This is a genomic window from Agrobacterium sp. NPDC058088 (genome assembly GCF_042885035.1).
GTDB lineage: Bacteria > Pseudomonadota > Alphaproteobacteria > Rhizobiales > Rhizobiaceae > Agrobacterium.
Map to the genome: position 1 here is coordinate 36,373 of NZ_JBHVSU010000011.1, position 20,315 is coordinate 56,687.

Consider the following 20,315-nt stretch of genomic DNA (forward strand, 5'->3'; position numbering starts at 1 on the left):
GGCTTACTTCTTCAGCTGCTCCTTGAGCGCAGCCAGCTTTGCGAAGGGCGAATCCGGATCCATCGGCTTCTCCTTGCGCGGCGGCTTGGCTTCGAAGCGCTGCTGACCCTGCGGCTTGCCGCCACGGTCGTTACGCTCCGGCCGGTCCTTGCGCTCCCCACGATCGTGACGATCATTGTTGCGGTTGTTGCCGCGATCAGGACGACCGCCGTCACGCTTGCGCTCGCCATCGCCGCCACGATTGGCTGCTTCGCGATTTTCACCGCCACGATTTTCGCGACGGCCTTCGCCACGACGCTCACCCTGCTCGCGTGCGCCTTCACGAGCCGGACCGCGATGGCCGGGACGACGGTTTTCGCTACGCTGATTTTCGTTGCGACCACCCGGACGCCACAGAAGAACCGGCTTCGGCTCCGAAGGCTCCACACCTTCGGCAGTCACGCTCTCGCCTGCGGCAACCTCTTCACCGACAGTTTCCACAACCGGCGCCTCAGAAGCGTCGCCCTCGGCAACAGCAACCGTTTCCTGCTCTTCGGAAGCCGACTCATCCTGCTCGGTCTCAGCGCTTTCCTCTTCGCCCGTCACCGCTTCTGCGGCGACTGGAGCGGCAGCGCCTGTGTGGCTGGCAAGGAAGGCCTGCGCCTCTTCCGCCGTCACTTGGTCGGCACGGTAACCAAGGCCCTTGAGGATTTCCTCCATGTCATCGAGCGTCGCGCCAAGAATGGAAAGCATCGCGGTCGTCGTGGTAAAACGGCGGCCGTCATAAGCGCCTTCAGGACGCGGCTGCTGGCCGGGCTTCCACTGCAGCAGCGGACGAATGAGATCGGCCAGGCGCTCGAGAATGTCGATACGCACGGCGCGCTTTCCGAGGAAACGGAAACCGGCGAGCTTGTAGAACATCCGCTCGAAGCTGGCATCCGTGACGACCGAGGTGCGGCCTGCGGCCAGAACCGGAATGAGATCGCCATAGCCCGGCTTGCCGAGGCCATCATTCTTCAGCGCCCAGAGCAGCGTGACGAGCTCCGCCGGAGCGGGCTTGAGAAGCGCAGGCAGGAAGACATGATAGGCGCCAAAACGCACACCATAACGGCGCATGGAAGCACGCGCATCCTGATCGAGAGACTTCACGTCCTCGGCGACGTCGCGGCGAAACAGGACGCCAAGATTTTCGACGAGCTGGAAGGCCAGACCCTTCGCCAGACCCTGAAGGTCTTCGGCGCGGGAAATATCATCCAGCGGCTTTAGCACGGTCGCGATCTGATGATTGACGAAACGCTCGATCCGCGCGAGCGCGTGATCACGGGCATTACCGCTCAACTGCTCGTCGGCAAGCATGATCACCCGCGGCTTCATGATATTGTCACCAGCCGCAAGGCGGGCAACCGGCTCGCCAAGCCAGCGAACCAGACCATCGGAGCTCAAAGCGAGATCGCCGTTGCCACTCGCATGCAGACGCGCGGCGCGCGCCTCATATTCGAGCGCCAGCGCCTTCTGCGACGCAGCCTGCACGGCCTTCTGATCCGGCCCTTCCATTCCCGACACCGGCGTGAACCGGAATCCGGCCAATTGGCCGACGTGATGACCTTCTACGAAGACATCACCATTTACACTGATTTCAGCTTCAAGCATCGCATTCTCTCTCAGGCGCCTCATGAGCACAGATGTCCTGCGATCAACAAAGCGTTTCGTCAACCTTTCATGTAGCGCATCGGACAATCGATCCTCGATTTCCCGCGTCTTTTCTTGCCAGTGTGTCGGATCGGCAAGCCATCCTGGGCGGTTCGATACATAAGTCCATGTTCTGATCTGCGCAATCCTCGCAGACAAGGTATCGATTTCTCCATCCGTGCGGTCGGCGCGGCGCACCTGCTCGGCCATGAAATCCTCGTTCACCGCCCCGCGCTTGACGAGATCGAAATAGAGCGTGGAAATGAGGTCTGCATGCTGTGCGGGGGCGATGCGGCGATAATCGGGCAGCGCGCAGGCTTCCCAGAGTTTTTCTACCCGCACATCCGTCGTGGTCACGTCGATGATTTCAGGATACCGCGACAGATATTCAAGCGCTTGCTGGTCGATAGCCGGCAGAGCGCGCGAAAGCCCTTGGATCGTCGGCGCGGCGTCAAGGCTCGCGCGCAGATTGGCGATGGAGGAAAAATCGAAATTTTTCGTTCGCCATTGCAGCACCTTCACCGCGTCGAACTGGTGGGTTTCGATCCGCTCCACCAATTCGTCGTCGAACGGATCGACACGCCCCGTCACGCCAAACGTACCATCGCGAAGATGGCGGCCAGCGCGGCCGGCAATCTGGCCGATTTCACCGGGATTGAGATTTCGGAACTGGTAACCGTCGAATTTGCGGTCCTGCGCGAAGGCGACGTGATCGACATCGAGGTTGAGGCCCATGCCGATGGCATCAGTCGCGACAAGATATTCTACATCGCCCGACTGGTAGAGACCCACCTGCGCATTGCGCGTGCGCGGCGAAAGCGCGCCCAGCACCACGGCCGCACCACCGCGTTGACGCCGGACGAGCTCGGCGATGGCATAAACCTCGTCTGCGGAAAAGGCGACAATCGCGGTTCGCTGCGGCAGGCGGGTGATTTTCTTCTGGCCGGCATAAAAAAGCTGCGACAGGCGCGGCCGCTCCACCACTGTAATTCCCGGCAACAGCTTTTCGAGGATAGGGCGCATCGTGCCAGCGCCGAGCAGGAGCGTTTCCTCCCGCCCGCGCAGATGAAGCACCCTATCGGTGAAGATATGGCCACGTTCAAGATCGCCGGCAAGTTGCACCTCATCGATCGCGACGAAAGCGGCCATCGTCTCGCGCGGCATGGCTTCGACCGTGCATACGGAATATTTGGCCTTGGGAGGCGCAATTTTTTCTTCGCCTGTTATCAGCGCCACATTGGGCGCGCCCACCTTTTCGACCAGACGGGTATAGACCTCCCGCGCCAGCAGACGCAGCGGCAGGCCAATGACACCGCTGCCATGCGCGACCATACGCTCGATCGCGTAATGGGTCTTGCCGGTATTGGTGGGGCCGAGAACGGCCGTGACACCGCGGCCGCTCAGGATCATGGGGCGAAAATTCAACGTAGCATCCGCGAATCGACTTCATCTGCTTGCTGTACCGCCCGCCATTCCTGATGAGGGCCGCACACGCACCACACATGGCAACGCCCGCCGACAAAGGCAATAGGCCTCGCCCGCAAAGTAGCGGAAGTGGGTTTATCAGGCGAATTTTCCATTAATATTCTGATACTTGAGGCGCCAAAAAGAATCCGGCAAAAATGCAATCGATTCGGTTACGGAACAGTCTGCGAACGAATCGAATACGAATCGCTGACTCGTTGCGATTCTGTTTTTGTTCTCCGCAACATCTGGTTGGAGAATTCGCGACGCATACCAGATTGTGAATCCGGGTAAGTCCTTGCCCGGATTCAGCTTTCCACTATCGGGAAATACCGTAATGGACTGTCAAGCGGCAATTGCAGAGGGTGATGTTCACCCCTTGGTGAAGGGTTTCGGTCAAAGCGCCTCGCCAGCAAGAAGGCGTGGCGCATTCGCATCCGTCGTGCCAGCGGCCTGACCGATGAAATAGGACTTGAGACCCGGCAAACGATCAACAACTCCGAGACCGAAATCGCGCATGATGCGAATGGGGCCAACATCGTTGGAGAAAAGCCGGTTCAGGACATCCGTCGTTACACCCATGCGCAACGTGTCGAAACGCCGCCAGGATTGATATCGCTCGAGCACATTGAGAGAGCCGATATCAAGACCGAGACGGTCTGCCTCGACCACGGTTTCGGCAAGTGCCGCCACATCCTTGAAGCCGAGATTGAGGCCCTGTCCGGAGATCGGGTGAATGCCGTGCGCCGCGTCGCCGGCAAGCGCAAACCGTGGCGCGACGAAGGAGCGCGCCAGCGTTAGCCCCAGCGGAAAGGCGCGCCGGGGACCGACGGGACGGACGGGACCAAGCTTGTGGCCAAACCGGCGCTCCAGCTCTTCCTCGAATACAAGATCGTCGGAGGCGACCAACCTGTCGGCATCGGCCGTGCGCTCGGTCCAGACAAGCGAGGAGCGGTTTCCCTTCAATGGCAGGATGGCAAAGGGGCCGGATGGAAGGAAATGCTCTTCCGCGCACCCCTCATGCGGCCGTTCGTGTTCCACGGTCGTGACGATACCGGACTGGTCATAGGCCCAATGCACCGTCTTGATGCCAGCCATATCCCGCAGAGCCGAGCGAACACCGTCGCAGGCAATGAGCAATCGCGCTTCCAGCGATGAACCGTCGGAAAGGGTGATGACTGTCGATTGCGGCCCCACGGCAAAACCGGAAACGCTGAGACCGTGACGGATTTCAATACCAAGACGCTCGCAAAGACCGCGTAGCGCGCCCACCATCGCAACGTTCGGAACCATATGGGCGAAAGGCCTGCCTTCCTCCACGGCGCCGTCAAAGGTGAGAAAGACCGGTCGGACGGGATCGGCGGTCTTCGAATCAGTGACGATCATCTTGTGGATCGGCTGCGCCTCCGGCTCGATCTCGTTCCATATGCCAAAAACATCGAGCATGCGCGTGGCCGCCGCAATGACGGCGGAGGCGCGGACGTCCTTCTTCCAGACATCATCAGGGGCGGCTTCAATCACCTGTACATTGAGGTGCGGAGCAGCCTGCTTGATTGCCACAGCAGCGGAAAGACCGACATATCCGCCACCTGCAACTACCACGTCCAGCATCGCGCTTCTCCTCAAATCTTGTGCACGCATCATCGGCGCACTATAGACCATGTGACGTCTTCCTACAGCCGGAGCAGGCCGAAAAAATGTCGCATCCCTTGCAATCGTCAGACCCGATGGCAAATCTCATCGCCACGCTCGATCTCGAAAAGCTGGAAGAGAACCTTTATCGCGGCGAAAGCCCGCAGATCGGCTGGCAACGTGTTTTTGGCGGTCAGGTCATCGCACAGGCCCTGATTGCCGCCCAACGGACCGTTGACGACGACCGTTTCGTACATTCGCTGCATGCCTATTTCATGCGTCCCGGCGACCCGCTGGTGCCTATCGTCTACCAGGTGGAGCCCATCCGCGATGGTGCAAGTTTCTGCACCCGCCGGGTCGTGGCCATCCAGCACGGCAAGGCAATTTTTTCCATGTCGGCGTCGTTTCAGATATTCGAGGACGGCTTCAACCATCAGATCAGGATGCCTGATGTGACGCCGCCCGAAAAACTGATGAGCGAAGAGCAGATGCAGGCGGCCTTCCTTGCCAACGCGCCCGCTTCGATCCGCAAATACTGGAGCAATAAGCGGCCGATCGAAATAAGGCCGGTTTCGCTGACCCATTATATTTCGAAGGAAAAGCTCGAACCACAGCAGGATATCTGGGTCCGCGCCGTCGGTGACGTGCCTGACGATCCGCGCCTGCAATCGGCCATCCTCGCTTATCTCTCTGACATGACGCTGCTCGACACCTCACTCTATGCCCATGGAACAACCATCTTCGATCCGTCCATTCAGGTGGCGAGCCTCGATCACGCCATGTGGTTTCATCGCCCCTGCCGATTGGATGACTGGCTGCTCTACACGCAGGACAGCCCCAGTGCGTCCGGCGCACGCGGTTTGACCCGTGGTAATATTTTCACCAGACAGGGCGAACTCGTCGCATCAGTGGCGCAGGAAGGTTTGATCCGCAAAAGGGCAAATGATTAAAAATTATGCTTTTTGTAAAAATCGCATATTTAATGGACGCTTTTTTTGGCAACAAATGCCCCTTTTTCAGACGTCCTTCATATAAGTTTTATATTTCAATAAGTTAGATACACACTCAAAACTGGCACGCCCTTTGAATGTATGTCCGCAGTCGCTGTTACTGATCTGCCAGCGGCAGGAGGTTCGGCTCCGTGCCGAGGACAAAACAAAGGATGGGAAACCAGATGAAAATTGTGATGGCCATTATCAAGCCGTTCAAGCTGGATGAAGTGCGCGAAGCGCTCACCGGCGTCGGCATCCAGGGCCTGACCGTGACCGAGGTAAAGGGTTACGGGCGCCAGAAGGGACATACCGAGATTTATCGCGGCACGGAATATGCGGTGAGCTTCCTTCCCAAGCTGAAGATCGAGATCGCGGTTCCATCCGACGTGGTCGATAAGGCCGTTGAGGCGATCGCATCTGCGGCTAAGACCGGGCAGATCGGTGACGGCAAGATCTTTGTCTACTCTATCGAACAGGCCGTGCGCATCCGTACCGGCGAAACCAACACAGAAGCGCTTTGAAGCACGGCTGACAGGGGAGTTTTACAAACATGCAACTCAACAAGTTTTTGACGCTCGGCAAGCTGGGCGCCGCAGCGACGGCCCTGATGGCACCGGCCATCGCCTTTGCCCAGGATGCAGCGCCGGCAGTGGCCGCGGCCGCTCCCGTTCCAGAAAAAGCCGATACCGCCTTCATGTATGTCGCGACAATCCTCGTGCTGTTCATGATCATTCCGGGTCTGGCCCTGTTTTACGGCGGTCTTGTCCGCACCAAGAACATGCTCTCCGTTCTCATGCAGTGCACGGTCATCGGCGCGGTCATGATGCTGGTCTGGGTCATCTACGGCTACTCCTTCGCCTTCGGCGGCGGCACCGGCCCCTATTTCGGTGGTTTCGGCAAGCTGTTCCTGTCGGGCGTTTCGCTTGACAGCACGTCTGCAACCTTCTCGCAGGGCGTCGTGATCTACGAATACACCTTCATCGCCTTCCAGATGACCTTTGCCGCCATCACGCCGGCGCTGATCATCGGTGCCTTCGCAGAACGCGTGAAGTTCTCCGCCGTCATTCTCTTCACAATCCTGTGGGCCACCTTCGTGTATTTCCCGATCGCTCACATGGTCTGGGATGCAAACGGCCTGATCTTCGGCATGGGCGCCCTCGACTTCGCTGGCGGCACCGTCGTTCACATCAATGCCGGTATCGCCGGTCTGATCGGCGCGATCATGGTTGGCAAGCGTACTGGCTTCGGCAAGGACATGATGGCCCCCCACTCCATGACCCTGACGCTCGTGGGTGCAGCCATGCTGTGGTTCGGCTGGTTCGGCTTCAACGCCGGCTCCAACCTCGAAGCATCTGGCGGTGCGGTTCTCGCAACCATGAACACCTTCCTCGCAACCGCTGCAGCGATCGTTTCCTGGTCGCTGGTTGAAAGCTTCACCCGTGGCAAGGCCTCCATGCTGGGCGCCGCTTCGGGCATGATCGCCGGCCTCGTCGCCGTCACGCCTGCTGCCGGCTCCGTCGGCCCTATGGGCGCCATCGTTCTCGGCCTCATCGTCTCGCCAATCTGCTACTTCTTCGTCTCCGTGGTGAAGAACAAGTTCGGTTACGACGACACGGCTGACGTCTTCGGCGTTCACGGCATCGGCGGCATCATCGGCGCTCTCGGCACCGGCATCTTCACCTCGCCGCTGCTCGGCGGCACCGGCAAGCCTGAATTCTCCATCGCCTCGCAGCTCTGGACGCAGTTCGTTGCCGTGGCCATCACCATCGTCTGGTGCGCCATCGTCTCGGCTATCCTTTACAAGATCGTCGACGTGATCGTTGGTCTGCGCGTCCCGGTCGAGGCAGAACGCGAAGGTCTCGACCTCGCTACCCACGGCGAAGCCGCTTACCACTCCTAAGATCAGGGAAAAGGGGTTCTCCATCCCCTTACCCAAAAGAAGGCCCGCTTCGGCGGGCCTTTTCTTTGCCGTAAATCCGGATGCGGCCGCAAAAAACCGCATGGTTAACACGACATTAACCAGCAACCGGTTAGTTTTCCCTGTCAATCCGGGATTGGGTCACCAGCCGAATCTTGCCGAAACCAAGAAAAGCAACGGGTTCAGGGACATGGGCAGAATGCATTCTCCGACATTCGATGGTCGTCACACGCGTTTCGTGTTGACGGCATTTTTCGTGCGTCAGATCATGGCTCTCGCCGGTTTTGCCCTTTTAGCCACGATTGCGCTGGGCATTGCCGCGCTCGCCACATGGAATGTGGCGGATCCGAGCCTCTCCTACGCCACGGGAAACCAGCCCACCAATCTTCTGGGTTATAGCGGCGCGATCTTTGCCGATATCGTGATGCAGTTCCTTGGGCTTTCCGCAATCATCTCGTTCCTGCCCATCATCGCCTGGGCAATCGCGCTCATCGCCGGACGCAAGTTCAATCGCATACCCGCCCGCCTCGTAGCCTGGGTTGCGGGCGCCATCATCTGCGCCGCATCGCTCGGCTGCTTCCCGGCGCCTGTCACATGGCCACTGCCGAACGGCATCGGCGGCGTCATCGGCGACATGATTCTGCGCTTCCCCGCGCTTTTCATCGGCGCCTACCCCACAGGCACCGTCGCGACGGTACTTGGCGTGATTTTCGCCGCACCTGCCGCTTGGCTGATGCTGTTTGCCGCCGGTATCGTCGGCGGTTTAGACGACGAACTGGAGCGGGAAGAAGCCGCCCCGGTCGCCACCAGCAAGGCTCGCGCCGCCCGGCAAGCCGAAGAGGATGATGAAGACGATGGTGAAGGCTTCTTCGCCAACATGCTCGCCTTCGGCGCCATGGCGCATTACTGGTACATCACCCAGGCACGCTTCCGCCGCCTGTTCGGCCTGAAGTCGAAATCCCTGCATGAGGAATTCGAACATCCCTACGACTTCAACGAATATGAATTCGGTACGCTGAACGAACCCTCTCGCCTGAAGACTGCGATCAATCGCCTCGACCAGCGTGCGGAACCGTCTTTCGAAGAGCGCGCCGCATCACGCCGGCAAATGTCGCCTCCCTCCATCGCGCTCGATCATGACGGCGACATTGATGACGAGCCGCCTTTCGATGCGGACGGACGCCGCCTGCCGAACGGCATTCTGTCTGACGACGAATCCGACGAGAAATTCATCCCGCGTCAGGCCCCTGGACGTGGACAGCCCAGAATAACCGCTGCTTCCGCCCGCCCGAAGCCGAGCGAGCGGGTTGCAAGGGAGGCGCAGACCTCCTTCATCGCCGCCGATGGTTTTCAGCTGCCCACCGTCCATCTTCTTGCAGAACCGAAAAATGTCGTGCGCGACAACATGCTGAGCGAAGAAGTGCTGGAACAGAATGCCCGCCTTCTGGAAGGCGTTCTCGAGGATTTCGGCGTCAAGGGCGAAATCATCCATGTCCGCCCCGGCCCTGTCGTCACACTTTACGAACTGGAACCGGCACCCGGCATCAAATCGTCGCGCGTCATCGGCCTTGCCGATGACATCGCCCGCTCCATGAGCGCGATCGCCGCACGCGTCGCGGTCGTCCCCGGTCGCAATGCCATCGGCATCGAACTGCCGAACCAGACGCGCGAAACCGTGTTCCTGCGAGAACTGATTGGCAGCCGCGACTTCGAAAACAGCAAGGCCAAGCTCGCCATGGCGCTCGGCAAGACCATCGGCGGCGAACCCGTCATCGCCGATCTCGCCAAGATGCCGCACCTGCTCGTTGCCGGCACCACCGGTTCGGGCAAATCCGTTGCCATCAACACCATGATCCTGTCGCTGCTTTACCGCATGTCACCGGAACAGTGCCGCCTGATCATGATCGACCCGAAAATGCTGGAACTGTCGATTTATGACGGCATTCCGCATCTGCTCTCCCCCGTCGTCACCGATCCGAAAAAGGCCGTCGTGGCTCTCAAATGGACAGTGCGCGAGATGGAAGAGCGCTACAAGAAAATGTCCAAGATCGGTGTTCGCAATATTGACGGCTTCAACAGCCGCGTGCAGCAGGCGCTCGACAAGGGCGAAATCCTCACCCGCACGGTACAGACCGGCTTCGACCGCCAGACCGGCGAGGCGATCTACGAGACAGAAGAATTCGATCTGAAACCCCTACCCTATATCGTCGTCATCATCGACGAAATGGCCGACCTGATGATGGTCGCCGGCAAGGACATCGAGGGCGCGGTACAGCGCCTGGCGCAGATGGCCCGTGCGGCCGGTATCCACGTCATCATGGCCACCCAGCGTCCTTCGGTCGACGTCATCACCGGCACGATCAAGGCCAATTTCCCGACCCGCATCTCGTTCCAGGTCACCTCCAAGATTGACAGCCGCACGATCCTTGGAGAGCAGGGCGCCGAACAGCTGCTCGGCATGGGCGACATGCTCTATATGGCGGGCGGCGGACGCATCCAGCGCGTGCACGGACCCTTCGTTTCCGACAACGAGGTCGAAGAAATCGTTTCCTATCTGAAGACACAAGGGTCGCCTGAGTATCTGGAAGCAATCACCGAAGAAGAAGACGAGGACGGTGCAGGCGCGAGCCCGGCCGGCGGTGGCAGCTTCTCTGATTCCGAAGACCCCTACGATCAGGCCGTGGCCGTCGTACTTCGGGATGGCAAAGCCTCAACCTCCTATGTGCAGCGCCGTCTCGGTATCGGCTACAACCGCGCCGCCTCGCTGATCGAACGGATGGAGCAGGAGGGCATTATCGGTCCCGCCAACCACGCCGGAAAACGCGAAATCCTCGTACCGACAGAAGCAGATATCATCGAGCGGTAAGTCCGCAACCAAGCAGGGCGAAGAAGCGTTATTACACGCTTTCAACGTCATGAAGCCGCCGCCTTTTATGCGGACAATCGCTGCGATGAAGGAGAATAGAATGAACGACCTCACCACCGGCGACACGGCCACCGCAAACGCCACACAAAACGGCATGACGCGACGTGGCGTGCTGACGGCGTTTTCCATGGCTGCGGTTATCGCCGGCCTTTCGCCACTCGACGCATTTGCCCAGGCGGCCAGTAATACCGCGACGGCGCAAAAAATTGCCAATCACTTCTCTTCGGTCAAAACCATGATGGGTGAATTCGTGCAGTTCGGCCCCCGCGGCGAACAAACCGGTGGCAAATTTTACATCGAACGGCCGGGCAAGCTTCGCTTTAATTATGAAGATCCCTCGCCCATGCGCGTCATCTCCGATGGCAGGAATGTCGTCATCGGCAACATGAAACTGAAGACATGGGATCTTTATCCGCTATCGAAGACCCCGCTCAGCCTGCTTCTCTCCGACAAGATCGATCTCAGCAACCAGAAGGTCCGGAACGTGAAGGAAGAATCGGACCTGACCACCATCGTGCTGGGTGACAAAAGCGTTTTCGGCGACTCCACCATTACGCTGATGTTCGATCCGAAGACCTTCGATCTGAGGCAATGGACCACGACCGACGCCCAGAACAAGGATACGACCGTCATGATTTTTAACGTCCAGACCGGCGTGAACCTTGATGAGCGGGTCTTCAACATCAATTATGAGGAAGTGCGCAGAGGCGGCTGACATTCCTCGCCCCTGCAAGCTCTTCGGAAGGCGGCTCTCAGGTCGCCTTTTTCATTTTGCCGCTAAAATACGTTCCCGTTTTCGTCGCGATGTTATAAGCCTGCGCCCCGGAAACATGTCACGGCCACGCGGTTCGTGGCGGCAAAAGCGGAGCACATGCATGTCGTTTTCGATAACTACCTGGAACATCAACTCGGTCAGGCTCAGAATGCCGATCGTCGAGCAGTTTCTGGTGCGTTACAAGCCTGACATCCTCTGCCTGCAGGAAACGAAATGCCCGAATGGCGAGTTTCCGATGAAGCCGCTGAAGGCACTCGGTTACGAACACGTCATCATCCATGGCCAGAAGGGCTATCACGGTGTGGCGATCGCTTCGAAAATCCCACTGATCGAAGATCACCGGCAGGATTATTGTGGCGTCGGCGATGCACGGCATATCTCCGCGATTTTCCAGGTCGGATCGCGCCGCGTGCGGCTGCATAATTTTTACGTGCCGGCCGGCGGCGACGAGCCGGATCGATCGATCAACCCGAAATTCGGCCACAAGCTCGATTTCATCGAGGAAATGAAGGCGCTGCGCGCCGATGGCGTGCCCGGCACATCGTCCATTCTCGTCGGCGATCTCAACATCGCGCCACTCGAAAATGACGTCTGGTCGCACAAGCAGCTTCTGAAGATCGTCAGCCATACGCCTGTCGAAACCGAGGGCATGCTTGATATAATGAAGCAGGGCAACTGGCTCGATCTGATGCGCCTGAACGTACCGGAGACGGAAAAGATCTATACCTGGTGGAGCTACCGCGCCAAGGATTGGGAAGCGGCTGATCGCGGCCGCCGTCTCGATCATATCTGGTCCTCGCAGGATCTCGGTTCCTCGCTTGAAAAAATCGAGATATTGCGTGAAGCCCGCGGCTGGAACCGGCCGTCGGACCACGTCCCCGTCACGGCTCATTTTCGCTTCTGAATAACGGCGCTGGCGTCAGACGAAGCGGTTCTGCAAACGGGCGGCACCCGCCGCCAGCGACGAAATATTGTCACGAATGCGCGCCGATACGATCTCGGCAACCTCCGGAAACTCCTCCACCAGCCGGTGAAAGAGGATACGCGTTATCCGGATGACTTCGGAATCTTCAGCGGCGACGGCGGTGAACTTCCTTTCACAGAGAGTGAAAAGCGCCAGCTCCGAAAGCAGCGCACCCTTGCCGGGCGTCGCCTGCAACAGGGGTTTGCCATCCCGCCCGGCAGTAAACAGTTCAAAATGACCCGATGTCACGGCAAAGGCGCATTCGGCCGGCGAATGTTCCCGGAACAATGTCTGCCCGGCCGACACGCGGCGACGTTCAGCACCAAAGGCGATAAGCCGCAGCTGATCGTCGCTGAAACCTGCGAACAACGGCACTTGCCCCAGCAGAATGATATCGTCCGTCAAGGCCATGTCGATCACTACTCCGGAAAACCGCCTGCATCACTATAGCGGTTTTCCAATATCGGTCCTCAAAATACAAGATGTTAGAACGCCGCGCGTCTTTGTCGACACGCGGCGTGAGCTGTCAAACATGACATAAACGGCAGCGTGGCTCAGGGAACGATCTTGTAACCACCGTTCTCGGTCACCAGGATTTCGGCGTTTGACGGATCCCGTTCGATCTTCTGGCGCAGTCGATAGACATGCGTTTCGAGCGTATGCGTCGTCACACCGGAATTGTAACCCCAGACCTCTTCGAGCAAAACATCGCGCGTTACCACCGTGCTGCCGGCACGGTAGAGATAACGGATGATCGCCGCTTCCTTTTCCGTCAAACGGATTTTCTTGCCGTCTTCCGTTGTCAGCAGCTTCTGGCTGGGCTTGAACTGATAAGGACCAACGGTGAAAACCGCGTCCTCGCTCTGTTCATACTGGCGCAGCTGCGCCCGGATGCGCGCAAGAAGCACGGCAAAGCGGAAGGGCTTTGTCACGTAATCATTGGCGCCCGCTTCGAGCCCAAGGATCGTATCGGAATCGGTGTCGTGCCCGGTCAGCATAATGATCGGCGCCTTGAAGCCGCCCTTACGCAAAAGCTTCACCGCTTCACGGCCGTCCATGTCCGGCAGGCCTACATCCATGATCAGAAGATCGACCTGAGCGTTTTTGGCAGTCTGCATCGCCTGCGCGGCATTCGCACCGCTCAAGAGCGAGAATTCCTCATAGGGAGACAATTGCTCGGTCAGCGTCTCCCGAAGATCGTCGTCATCGTCCACCAGAAGGATAGTGCGAGCCGTCATTCGGATTCTCAGCCTTTCTTACTTTAATCGTCAGCCAATTCAGCGATTTGCCGGTAAAAGGTCAACCCATTGCCATCATATGATGAAGTGCTATGACTTCACGTTAAATAACCTGCAAAGCAAAATCTCGTGAAAAACATGAGCAAACGCCCCACGGAACAACGTAAACGCGTATCGACACTCATGGTTCGGCCGGCTCCCATGAAAATCAGCCGCGCGATCGTGCAACTTGGACATCTCACTTTTCCCGCCGCCATTGGGCGTCATGGCCGCACCGTGCTGAAACGCGAGGGAGACGGTAAATCACCGATTTCCGTCACCCGCCTGCTGCAAGGATTTTATCGCGGCGATCGCATTTCCGCCATTGCGACGGCGTTGCCGATGCAACGAACGCTGAAGTCCATGCTATGGTGCGACGAACCTCGTAATCCCAATTATAATAGGCTGGTCAAGGCGCCCTTTACACCAAGCCATGAAGAAATGATGCGCAAGGACGGCCTCTATGACGTCTGTCTGGTTCTGGACTGGAACATCACCTCGAGAAGCCGCAACCGCGGCTCGGCGATCTTCATGCATTTGATCCGGCCGGGATACGAGCCAACCGCAGGCTGCGTTGCGGTCCACCCGCGCGACATGAGGCGCATCCTGCCCCATATTCACAAGGGTACGAAAATCCGTATTCTGTGATGGACAATGCAGCCAATCAGGCAACAAAAAACCCGCCATCAAGGCGGGTTTTTTTAGAAGGAAAAGGCCCCTATTAAGCGGCTTCATCCTGAGAATCGTCTTCTTCGACAGCCTTGCCACGCTTGGGGCCTTTGGCAAGGTTGACTTCCACCAGGCGAACAGCCTCGGTTTCCGACATCTTGTTGACGGCGGCGATTTCGCGCGCCATGCGGTCGAGAGCAGCTTCATAAAGCTGACGCTCGGAATAGGACTGCTCCGGCTGGTTTTCCGCACGGTAGAGATCGCGCACAACTTCCGCAATCGCGATGAGATCGCCGGAATTGATCTTCGCATCATATTCCTGCGCGCGGCGAGACCACATGGTCCGCTTCACACGTGCCTTGCCCTGCACCACTTTCAGCGCCCGCTCGACAAAATCGCCTTCGGAAAGCTTGCGCATGCCGATGCTGACAGCTTTAGCGACGGGAACTTTAAGACGCATCTTGTCTTTTTCGAAATCAATGACAAAAAGCTCAAGCTTCATGCCGGCGACTTCTTGTTCCTCGATGGCAGAAATGGTACCGACACCATGAGCGGGATACACAATCGCTTCACCGGTTTTAAAGCCGTGATGTGCTGGAGATTTCTTCTGCTGGGTCGTCATTCGTTCTAAAAACTCCCTGTTACATACCCGGGGATGCCGGGGTTGGGTCGGTCAGGCCCTGATGAGACGGGGGAACCGTCAGGTGACTCCGCACTGGTCCAGCCGTGCACGCAAAAACACACCTACCCGTCTTGCGGGGTTCGATAACGTAAACGCTCGATATGTCACGGAAACCGCGTGCAAAAGAGGTGTTGCTTTCGTGGTGTTTTTGGGCACACAAATGCCACGCTGTGGATCAGTGTCGTTGGTGTACCACAAAAATAGGCGCAAATCAATAATTTGCTTCAACCGTGGCCGCAACATCACATGGCGGTCCAAGAACCGCCTAAAAATTAGCCGCAAAAATACTGTCGTCTGCTTCTAGACCGAGCCTTACGATAAAAGAAGCAAAAAAATTTCACTTACCGAGTGAAGAAACACGATAGCCTCTTAAACTCTTCGTAATTCCACGCCAATATCCGATTCGACCGAAAAGGCAAAATCCGCAAATTGGCGATGCTTTTTTATATTAAAGTGTGATTTTTGGAGGAATCCACGTCAAATGGGCTACAGAAACAATCCAAAACGCGAAAAACAGATCGAAAAAGCGCGCCAGCAGGCAATTGCCGAAAATGTCGAATTTCTTGATCCCGGTATTCTTTATGGAAGGGCAAGTGCCGACGATATAGAATATTATTCCGCGGAGATGCTGGCAGCGAGTGCCGCCCACAGTTTCCAGGCGCTTTCGCAGTGGACCGGAGAGGCTCCTCATATCAGCATTTCCCAGGCGGAAGGCGTTTCGCCACGGGATGTTCCCGTAACGATTCTGACCATCATTGGTCGCAACATGCCCTTCCTCTATGATTCCGTCATGGGCGAAGTCACCAGCACCTATCGCGGCCTTTACCTTGCCGTGCACCCTATTCTCGTGCGTGATAGCGAGACAAAGGGTGGTTACCGGCTGGCAGAGCCCGAGGATGATCCTGCCGAAAACATCAGCCTCATCCAGCTGCATATCGCGCCGCTTTCGCAGCAGGCGGCTTCAGCGCTGGAAGAGCGGCTGCGCTTTGTGCTGAAGCAGGTAGAATCCGCCTATCGCGACTGGCGGCCAATGCTTACAAAACTCGACGAGGCATTGGATGAATTGTCGAAACGCGGATCTCCACGGCGTAAGAGCGAACGCGCGGAGGCCGTCGAGTTCCTGAACTGGCTTCGCAACGACAATTTCACCTTCCTCGGCATGCGTGACTACACCTATTCCGGTAAGGGCAAAAACGCCAAGATCGAGCGCGGTGACGGCGTCGGCCTCGGCAGCCTCAGCGACCCCGATGTGCGCGTATTGCGCCTCGGCAAGAATGCGGTGACGACGACGCCGGAAATTCTAGCCTTCCTTGACGGCCCGGACTTCCTCATCGTCACCAAGGCGAATGTGAAGTCCATCGTCCATCGCCGCGCCTATATGGATTACATCGGCATCAAGCGCTTCGACGAGGACGGCAATGTCGTTGGTGAGCTGCGCATCGTCGGCCTTTTCACCGCGACTGCTTATACACGTTCGGTGAAACAGATACCGCTGCTCCGCGCCAAGGTCGCGGATGTCGAACGGCATTTCGGCTTCGACCCCAACAGCCACTCCGGCCGCATTCTGCAGAACACGCTGGAAGCCTATCCGCGTGACGATCTCTTCCAGATCGAGACGGATCTCCTGATCCGCTTCATCGAGCAGATCATGGAACTGAGCGACCGTCCGCGCGTGCGTGTCCTTGCACGTATCGACCGTTTCGACCGCTTCGTTTCCGCCATAATTTTCGTGCCCCGCGAAGAGTATAATTCCTATGTGCGCGAGAAGATCGGCGATTATCTGAGCAGGGTCTATGACGGGCATATTTCCGCCTATTACCCCGCCTTTCCCGAAGGCGCCGTCGCCCGCGTCCACTTCATCGTCGGCCGCACCGAAGGCAAGACGCCGCGCATCGCGCAGGACAAGCTTGAAGATGCCGTCAGTGATATCGCGGCACGCTGGATAGATCATTTCGTCGCTCTCTCCGAACCGGGCGCGCCGGTGCTGGAGGTCGATCAGGCCTATCAGGAAGCCTTCACGCCCGAAGAGGCGATCGGCGATATGCCTGACATTCTGGGCGCGGCAAAGGGTGAACCGGTCCGCATCGAGTTCTACCAGCAGGAGGGCCAGTCAGCCGATACGCTGTCGTTGAAAATCTTCCACCGTGACGGCCACCTGCCGCTTTCACGCCGTGTGCCACTGCTCGAAAATCTGGGTTTTAACGTCATCAGCGAACGAACCTTCGATATTGGTGTCGTTTCGGAAGGCGAAAAGCGCGACATCGTGCTGCATGACATGGAACTATCAGTCGCAGCCGGCACGACGCTCGATCTGCCGCACTACGGACCGAAACTCGAGGAGGCTTTCCTCGCCGCGTTCTCCGGCAAGGTGGACAACGACAACTTCAACCGCCTGATCCTGGCCTGCGGCCTCAATGTGCGCGAAGTCTCCGTGCTGCGCGCCTATGCCCGTTATCTGCGCCAGACCGGTATCGTCTATTCGCAGGAGCATATTTCCGAAACCCTCTATAAATATCCTGATATCTCCCGGAATATTTTCGCGCTGTTCAAGGCCGGCTTCGATCCGTCGATCGAAGAGAAGAAGCGGCTGAAGAAACTCGCGGAGATTCACAAGGCCATCGAAGCCGCGCTGAGCGGCGTTCCCAATCTCGACGAGGACCGCACGCTGCGGCGCTACGTCAACGCAATCGATGCGACGCTGCGCACCAACTACTTCCAGAAAAATGCCGACGGCACCCCGCGTGACCTTCTGGCATTCAAGTTCGATCCGAAACATCTGGACGGCCTGCCCGATCCCCGCCCCTTCCGCGAAATCTTCGTTTACGGCACCGAGGTCGAAGGCGTGCATCTGCGCTTTGGCAAGGTGGCCCGCGGCGGTTTGCGCTGGTCGGATCGCGGCCAGGATTATCGCACCGAAGTGCTCGGCCTCGTCAAGGCGCAGCAGGTGAAGAATGCGGTCATCGTGCCTGTCGGCGCCAAGGGCGGTTTCTTCCCGAAGAACCTGCCTGCCGGCGGCTCCCGCGACGAGGTGTTCAATGCTGGCCGGGAGGCCTACAAGACCTACATCCGCACGCTGCTCTCGATCACCGATAATATCGTTGACGACGCCATTGTGCCGCCGGCCGATACATTGCGGCTTGACGGCGACGACCCCTATTTCGTCGTTGCCGCCGACAAGGGAACGGCCACCTTCTCCGATACCGCAAACGGCCTCGCCCATGAGGCTGGCTTCTGGCTGGACGATGCCTTTGCATCGGGTGGGTCCGCCGGTTACGACCACAAGAAGATGGGCATCACCGCCCGCGGCGCCTGGGAAACGGTAAAGCGCCATTTCCGCGAAATGGACACCGACATTCAGACCACGCCCTTCACCGTGGCGGGCGTGGGCGACATGTCCGGCGACGTTTTTGGCAACGGCATGCTGCTTTCGGAAAAGATCAGGCTGATCGCCGCCTTCGATCATCGCGACATCTTCATCGACCCGGATCCCGATACGGACAAGTCCTTTGCCGAGCGCAAGCGGCTTTTCGAACTGCCACGCTCCAGCTGGCAGGATTATGATCGCTCAACCCTCTCGGCCGGCGCAATGATCATCTCGCGTTCCGAAAAATCGGTGACGCTGACGCCGGAAGCCGTGGCCGCCATCGGCCTCGACAAGTCAGTCGCCACGCCCTTCGAGATCATGACTGCAATCCTGAAGGCGCCGACCGATCTCCTCTGGTTCGGCGGCATCGGCACCTACATCAAGGCGGCGGTGGAGACTAATGCCGAAGTGGGTGATAGGGCCAATGACCCCATCCGCGTCAATGCAACGGAACTGCGCGCCAAGGTCATCGGCGAAGGCGCCAATCTCGGAATCACCCAGAAGGGGCGCATCGCCTATGCGCTTGCGGGTGGGCGATGCAACTCCGACGCCATCGACAATTCGGCCGGGGTGAACTCCTCCGACGTCGAGGTCAATATCAAGATCGCGCTCGCCTCCGCCGTGAATAGCGGCCGCCTGACGATGCCAAAGCGCAACCAGCTTCTCGCTTCCATGACACCGGAAGTGGCGCAGCTGGTACTGCGCAACAACTACCTGCAATCGCTGGCGATCTCGCTGACGGAGCGGCTGGGCCTTTCGAACCGCGAAGAACTCGGCCGCCTGATGAGCGCGCTGGAGGCGACCGGACAACTGAACCGCAAGGTGGAAACCCTGCCGAACAATGCCGAATTCAGCGAAAGATATGCCACCGGCAAACCGCTGACACGGCCGGAAATCGGCGTGCTCCTCTCCTATGCGAAGCTGACCCTGTTTGATGCGCTGGTGGCAAGCCCACTACCGGATGAGCCTTATCTCCAGCATCTGCTGGTAGATTATTTCCCAGCCAAGATGCAGAAGAACTATGCGGACGATATCAAGGGGCATCGCCTGCACCGCGAAATCGTCGCAACCGCGCTCGCCAATGCCGTGGTCAACCGCGGTGGTCCTGGCTTTGTGCAGAAACTTGCCGATGCGAGCGGTCTGCTTGCCGCCGACGTCGTGAAGGCGGCGGTGATCGTCGAGGATGGTTTCGGCCTTAAACGCCTGTGGGGCGAGGTCGATGCGCTTGACGGCAAGATTGGCGGCGAGATCCAGAACGGACTTTACGCCACCATCACCCGCATCTTTTCCGACGCAAGCAGGCTTTACCTGCAAACCGGCAGCGCGGGCGCGGCGACAGGTGATATGGCGAGCGAGATCGATCGTCTGAAAACCGCGATCAAGACGCTGTCGCCGGCAGCGGCGAAATATCGCCGCGAACTTGGCTTCACGGAAATAGCGGGTGTGCCCTCCGCTCTTCTCGAGGAGCTGGATACGCTTTCCCTGCTCGTCTATGTGCCTGAAATCATGCGCATCGCCGAAAGCGCGGGCACCACGCTTGCGCGCGCCGCCGAAAGCTATGCCACCGTCTCCTCGACCTTCCGCGTCGCGCGTCTGCTGGATGCAAGCCAGCGCATCACACCGGCGGACCATTATGAGAGTCTGGCTCTCCTGCGCAGCCAGGACCAGATCTCCTCGTCGAGACGCCGCATCGTCATCTCGGCCCTTACCGAGTATGCCAAGGAAAAGGACCCGGTTCAGGCCTGGTATGCGGCTGACCGCGTGCGCGTCAACCGCATCGTTTCCGAACTCGGCGCGCTCAGCGAAAGTGGCGACACCAACCTTGCCCGCCTTACCGTGGCGGCCGGGCTGCTTTCCGATATCGTTCAGGCACGTTGATCGATAAAGTTAATCGCCACCCGGTGCATATCTTCCGGGTGGCGGCAAAAATTCCGATACGCTACCGTCTCCGCACATGCCAAATCTCTACTATCTACCGATAGGA

Annotated in this window: 13 protein-coding genes; 8 read left to right on the top strand and 5 right to left on the bottom strand. The window is 58.4% G+C overall.

All coding sequences use genetic code 11. The features are described 5' to 3' along the window. Positions 1-3: 3 nt before the first annotated feature. Entirely contained in the window at positions 4-3,078 is a 3,075-nt protein-coding gene (locus ACFVTJ_RS21875) for a helicase-related protein (protein WP_386910794.1), read from the bottom strand. A 450-nt stretch (positions 3,079-3,528) separates the two neighbouring features. Continuing rightward, complete coding sequence (locus ACFVTJ_RS21880) at positions 3,529-4,866, bottom strand: ubiquinone biosynthesis hydroxylase (protein ID WP_386910690.1); 1,338 nt, start codon at positions 4,864-4,866, stop codon at positions 3,529-3,531. Here ACFVTJ_RS21880 and tesB point away from each other — a divergent pair. From tesB to ACFVTJ_RS21910, 6 genes are all read left to right on the top strand, one after another. Further along, a complete protein-coding gene (gene tesB / locus ACFVTJ_RS21885; protein ID WP_386910691.1) occupies positions 4,830-5,714 on the top strand; it encodes an acyl-CoA thioesterase II in 885 nt (294 codons plus the stop codon). The two genes, ACFVTJ_RS21880 and tesB, sit on opposite strands and share 37 nt — an antisense overlap. 212 nt (positions 5,715-5,926) lie before the next feature. Beyond that, positions 5,927-6,277: a P-II family nitrogen regulator gene (locus ACFVTJ_RS21890; RefSeq protein WP_004444057.1), complete on the top strand. Its 351-nt coding sequence runs from the start codon at positions 5,927-5,929 to the stop codon at positions 6,275-6,277. 29 nt (positions 6,278-6,306) lie between these two features. Next, positions 6,307-7,656, top strand: coding sequence for an ammonium transporter (locus ACFVTJ_RS21895; RefSeq protein WP_386910692.1), 1,350 nt, complete (start codon positions 6,307-6,309; stop codon positions 7,654-7,656). Between the two features lie 217 nt (positions 7,657-7,873). After that, positions 7,874-10,540: a DNA translocase FtsK 4TM domain-containing protein gene (locus tag ACFVTJ_RS21900; RefSeq protein ID WP_386910693.1), complete on the top strand. Its 2,667-nt coding sequence runs from the start codon at positions 7,874-7,876 to the stop codon at positions 10,538-10,540. Positions 10,541-10,589: 49 nt separating this feature from the next. Continuing rightward, positions 10,590-11,315, top strand: a complete 726-nt coding sequence (locus ACFVTJ_RS21905; RefSeq protein WP_386910694.1) for an outer membrane lipoprotein carrier protein LolA — start codon at positions 10,590-10,592, stop codon at positions 11,313-11,315. Between the two features lie 160 nt (positions 11,316-11,475). After that, on the top strand, positions 11,476-12,279 hold the full coding sequence (locus ACFVTJ_RS21910) for an exodeoxyribonuclease III (protein ID WP_386910695.1): 804 nt from the start codon (positions 11,476-11,478) through the stop codon (positions 12,277-12,279). Between the two features lie 15 nt (positions 12,280-12,294). Here ACFVTJ_RS21910 and ACFVTJ_RS21915 read toward each other — a convergent pair whose 3' ends face one another. Both ACFVTJ_RS21915 and ACFVTJ_RS21920 read right to left on the bottom strand, forming a co-directional pair. After that, on the bottom strand, positions 12,295-12,750 hold the full coding sequence (locus ACFVTJ_RS21915) for a cyclic nucleotide-binding domain-containing protein (protein ID WP_386910696.1): 456 nt from the start codon (positions 12,748-12,750) through the stop codon (positions 12,295-12,297). Between the two features lie 143 nt (positions 12,751-12,893). Continuing rightward, positions 12,894-13,577: a response regulator transcription factor gene (locus tag ACFVTJ_RS21920; protein WP_386910697.1), complete on the bottom strand. Its 684-nt coding sequence runs from the start codon at positions 13,575-13,577 to the stop codon at positions 12,894-12,896. 183 nt (positions 13,578-13,760) lie between these two features. Between ACFVTJ_RS21920 and ACFVTJ_RS21925 the strand changes: the two genes are divergently transcribed. Next, a complete protein-coding gene (locus ACFVTJ_RS21925) occupies positions 13,761-14,264 on the top strand; it encodes a L,D-transpeptidase (RefSeq protein WP_386910795.1) in 504 nt (167 codons plus the stop codon). A gap of 73 nt (positions 14,265-14,337) precedes the next feature. Here the strand turns inward: ACFVTJ_RS21925 and ACFVTJ_RS21930 are convergent, their stop codons facing one another. Then, positions 14,338-14,907 carry a CarD family transcriptional regulator gene (locus tag ACFVTJ_RS21930; protein ID WP_004444078.1) on the bottom strand — a complete coding sequence of 190 codons (570 nt, stop codon included), beginning with the start codon at positions 14,905-14,907 and terminating at the stop codon, positions 14,338-14,340. A gap of 541 nt (positions 14,908-15,448) precedes the next feature. Between ACFVTJ_RS21930 and ACFVTJ_RS21935 the strand changes: the two genes are divergently transcribed. Then, positions 15,449-20,209 (top strand): NAD-glutamate dehydrogenase, encoded by a 4,761-nt coding sequence (locus ACFVTJ_RS21935; protein WP_386910698.1) that lies wholly within the window; start codon positions 15,449-15,451, stop codon positions 20,207-20,209. Positions 20,210-20,315: the final 106 nt, after the last annotated feature.

Coding starts and splice junctions, on each gene's coding strand:
- ACFVTJ_RS21930 (WP_004444078.1), bottom strand. CDS start 14,907: ATGACGACCCAGCAGAAGAAATCTCCAGCACATCACGGCTTTAAAACC.
- ACFVTJ_RS21895 (WP_386910692.1), top strand. CDS start 6,307: ATGCAACTCAACAAGTTTTTGACGCTCGGCAAGCTGGGCGCCGCAGCG.
- ACFVTJ_RS21905 (WP_386910694.1), top strand. CDS start 10,590: ATGAAGCCGCCGCCTTTTATGCGGACAATCGCTGCGATGAAGGAGAAT.
- ACFVTJ_RS21915 (WP_386910696.1), bottom strand. CDS start 12,750: ATGGCCTTGACGGACGATATCATTCTGCTGGGGCAAGTGCCGTTGTTC.
- tesB (WP_386910691.1), top strand. CDS start 4,830: ATGTCGCATCCCTTGCAATCGTCAGACCCGATGGCAAATCTCATCGCC.
- ACFVTJ_RS21875 (WP_386910794.1), bottom strand. CDS start 3,078: ATGATCCTGAGCGGCCGCGGTGTCACGGCCGTTCTCGGCCCCACCAAT.
- ACFVTJ_RS21935 (WP_386910698.1), top strand. CDS start 15,449: ATGGGCTACAGAAACAATCCAAAACGCGAAAAACAGATCGAAAAAGCG.
- ACFVTJ_RS21890 (WP_004444057.1), top strand. CDS start 5,927: ATGGGAAACCAGATGAAAATTGTGATGGCCATTATCAAGCCGTTCAAG.
- ACFVTJ_RS21920 (WP_386910697.1), bottom strand. CDS start 13,577: ATGACGGCTCGCACTATCCTTCTGGTGGACGATGACGACGATCTTCGG.
- ACFVTJ_RS21900 (WP_386910693.1), top strand. CDS start 7,874: ATGCATTCTCCGACATTCGATGGTCGTCACACGCGTTTCGTGTTGACG.
- ACFVTJ_RS21925 (WP_386910795.1), top strand. CDS start 13,761: ATGGTTCGGCCGGCTCCCATGAAAATCAGCCGCGCGATCGTGCAACTT.
- ACFVTJ_RS21910 (WP_386910695.1), top strand. CDS start 11,476: ATGTCGTTTTCGATAACTACCTGGAACATCAACTCGGTCAGGCTCAGA.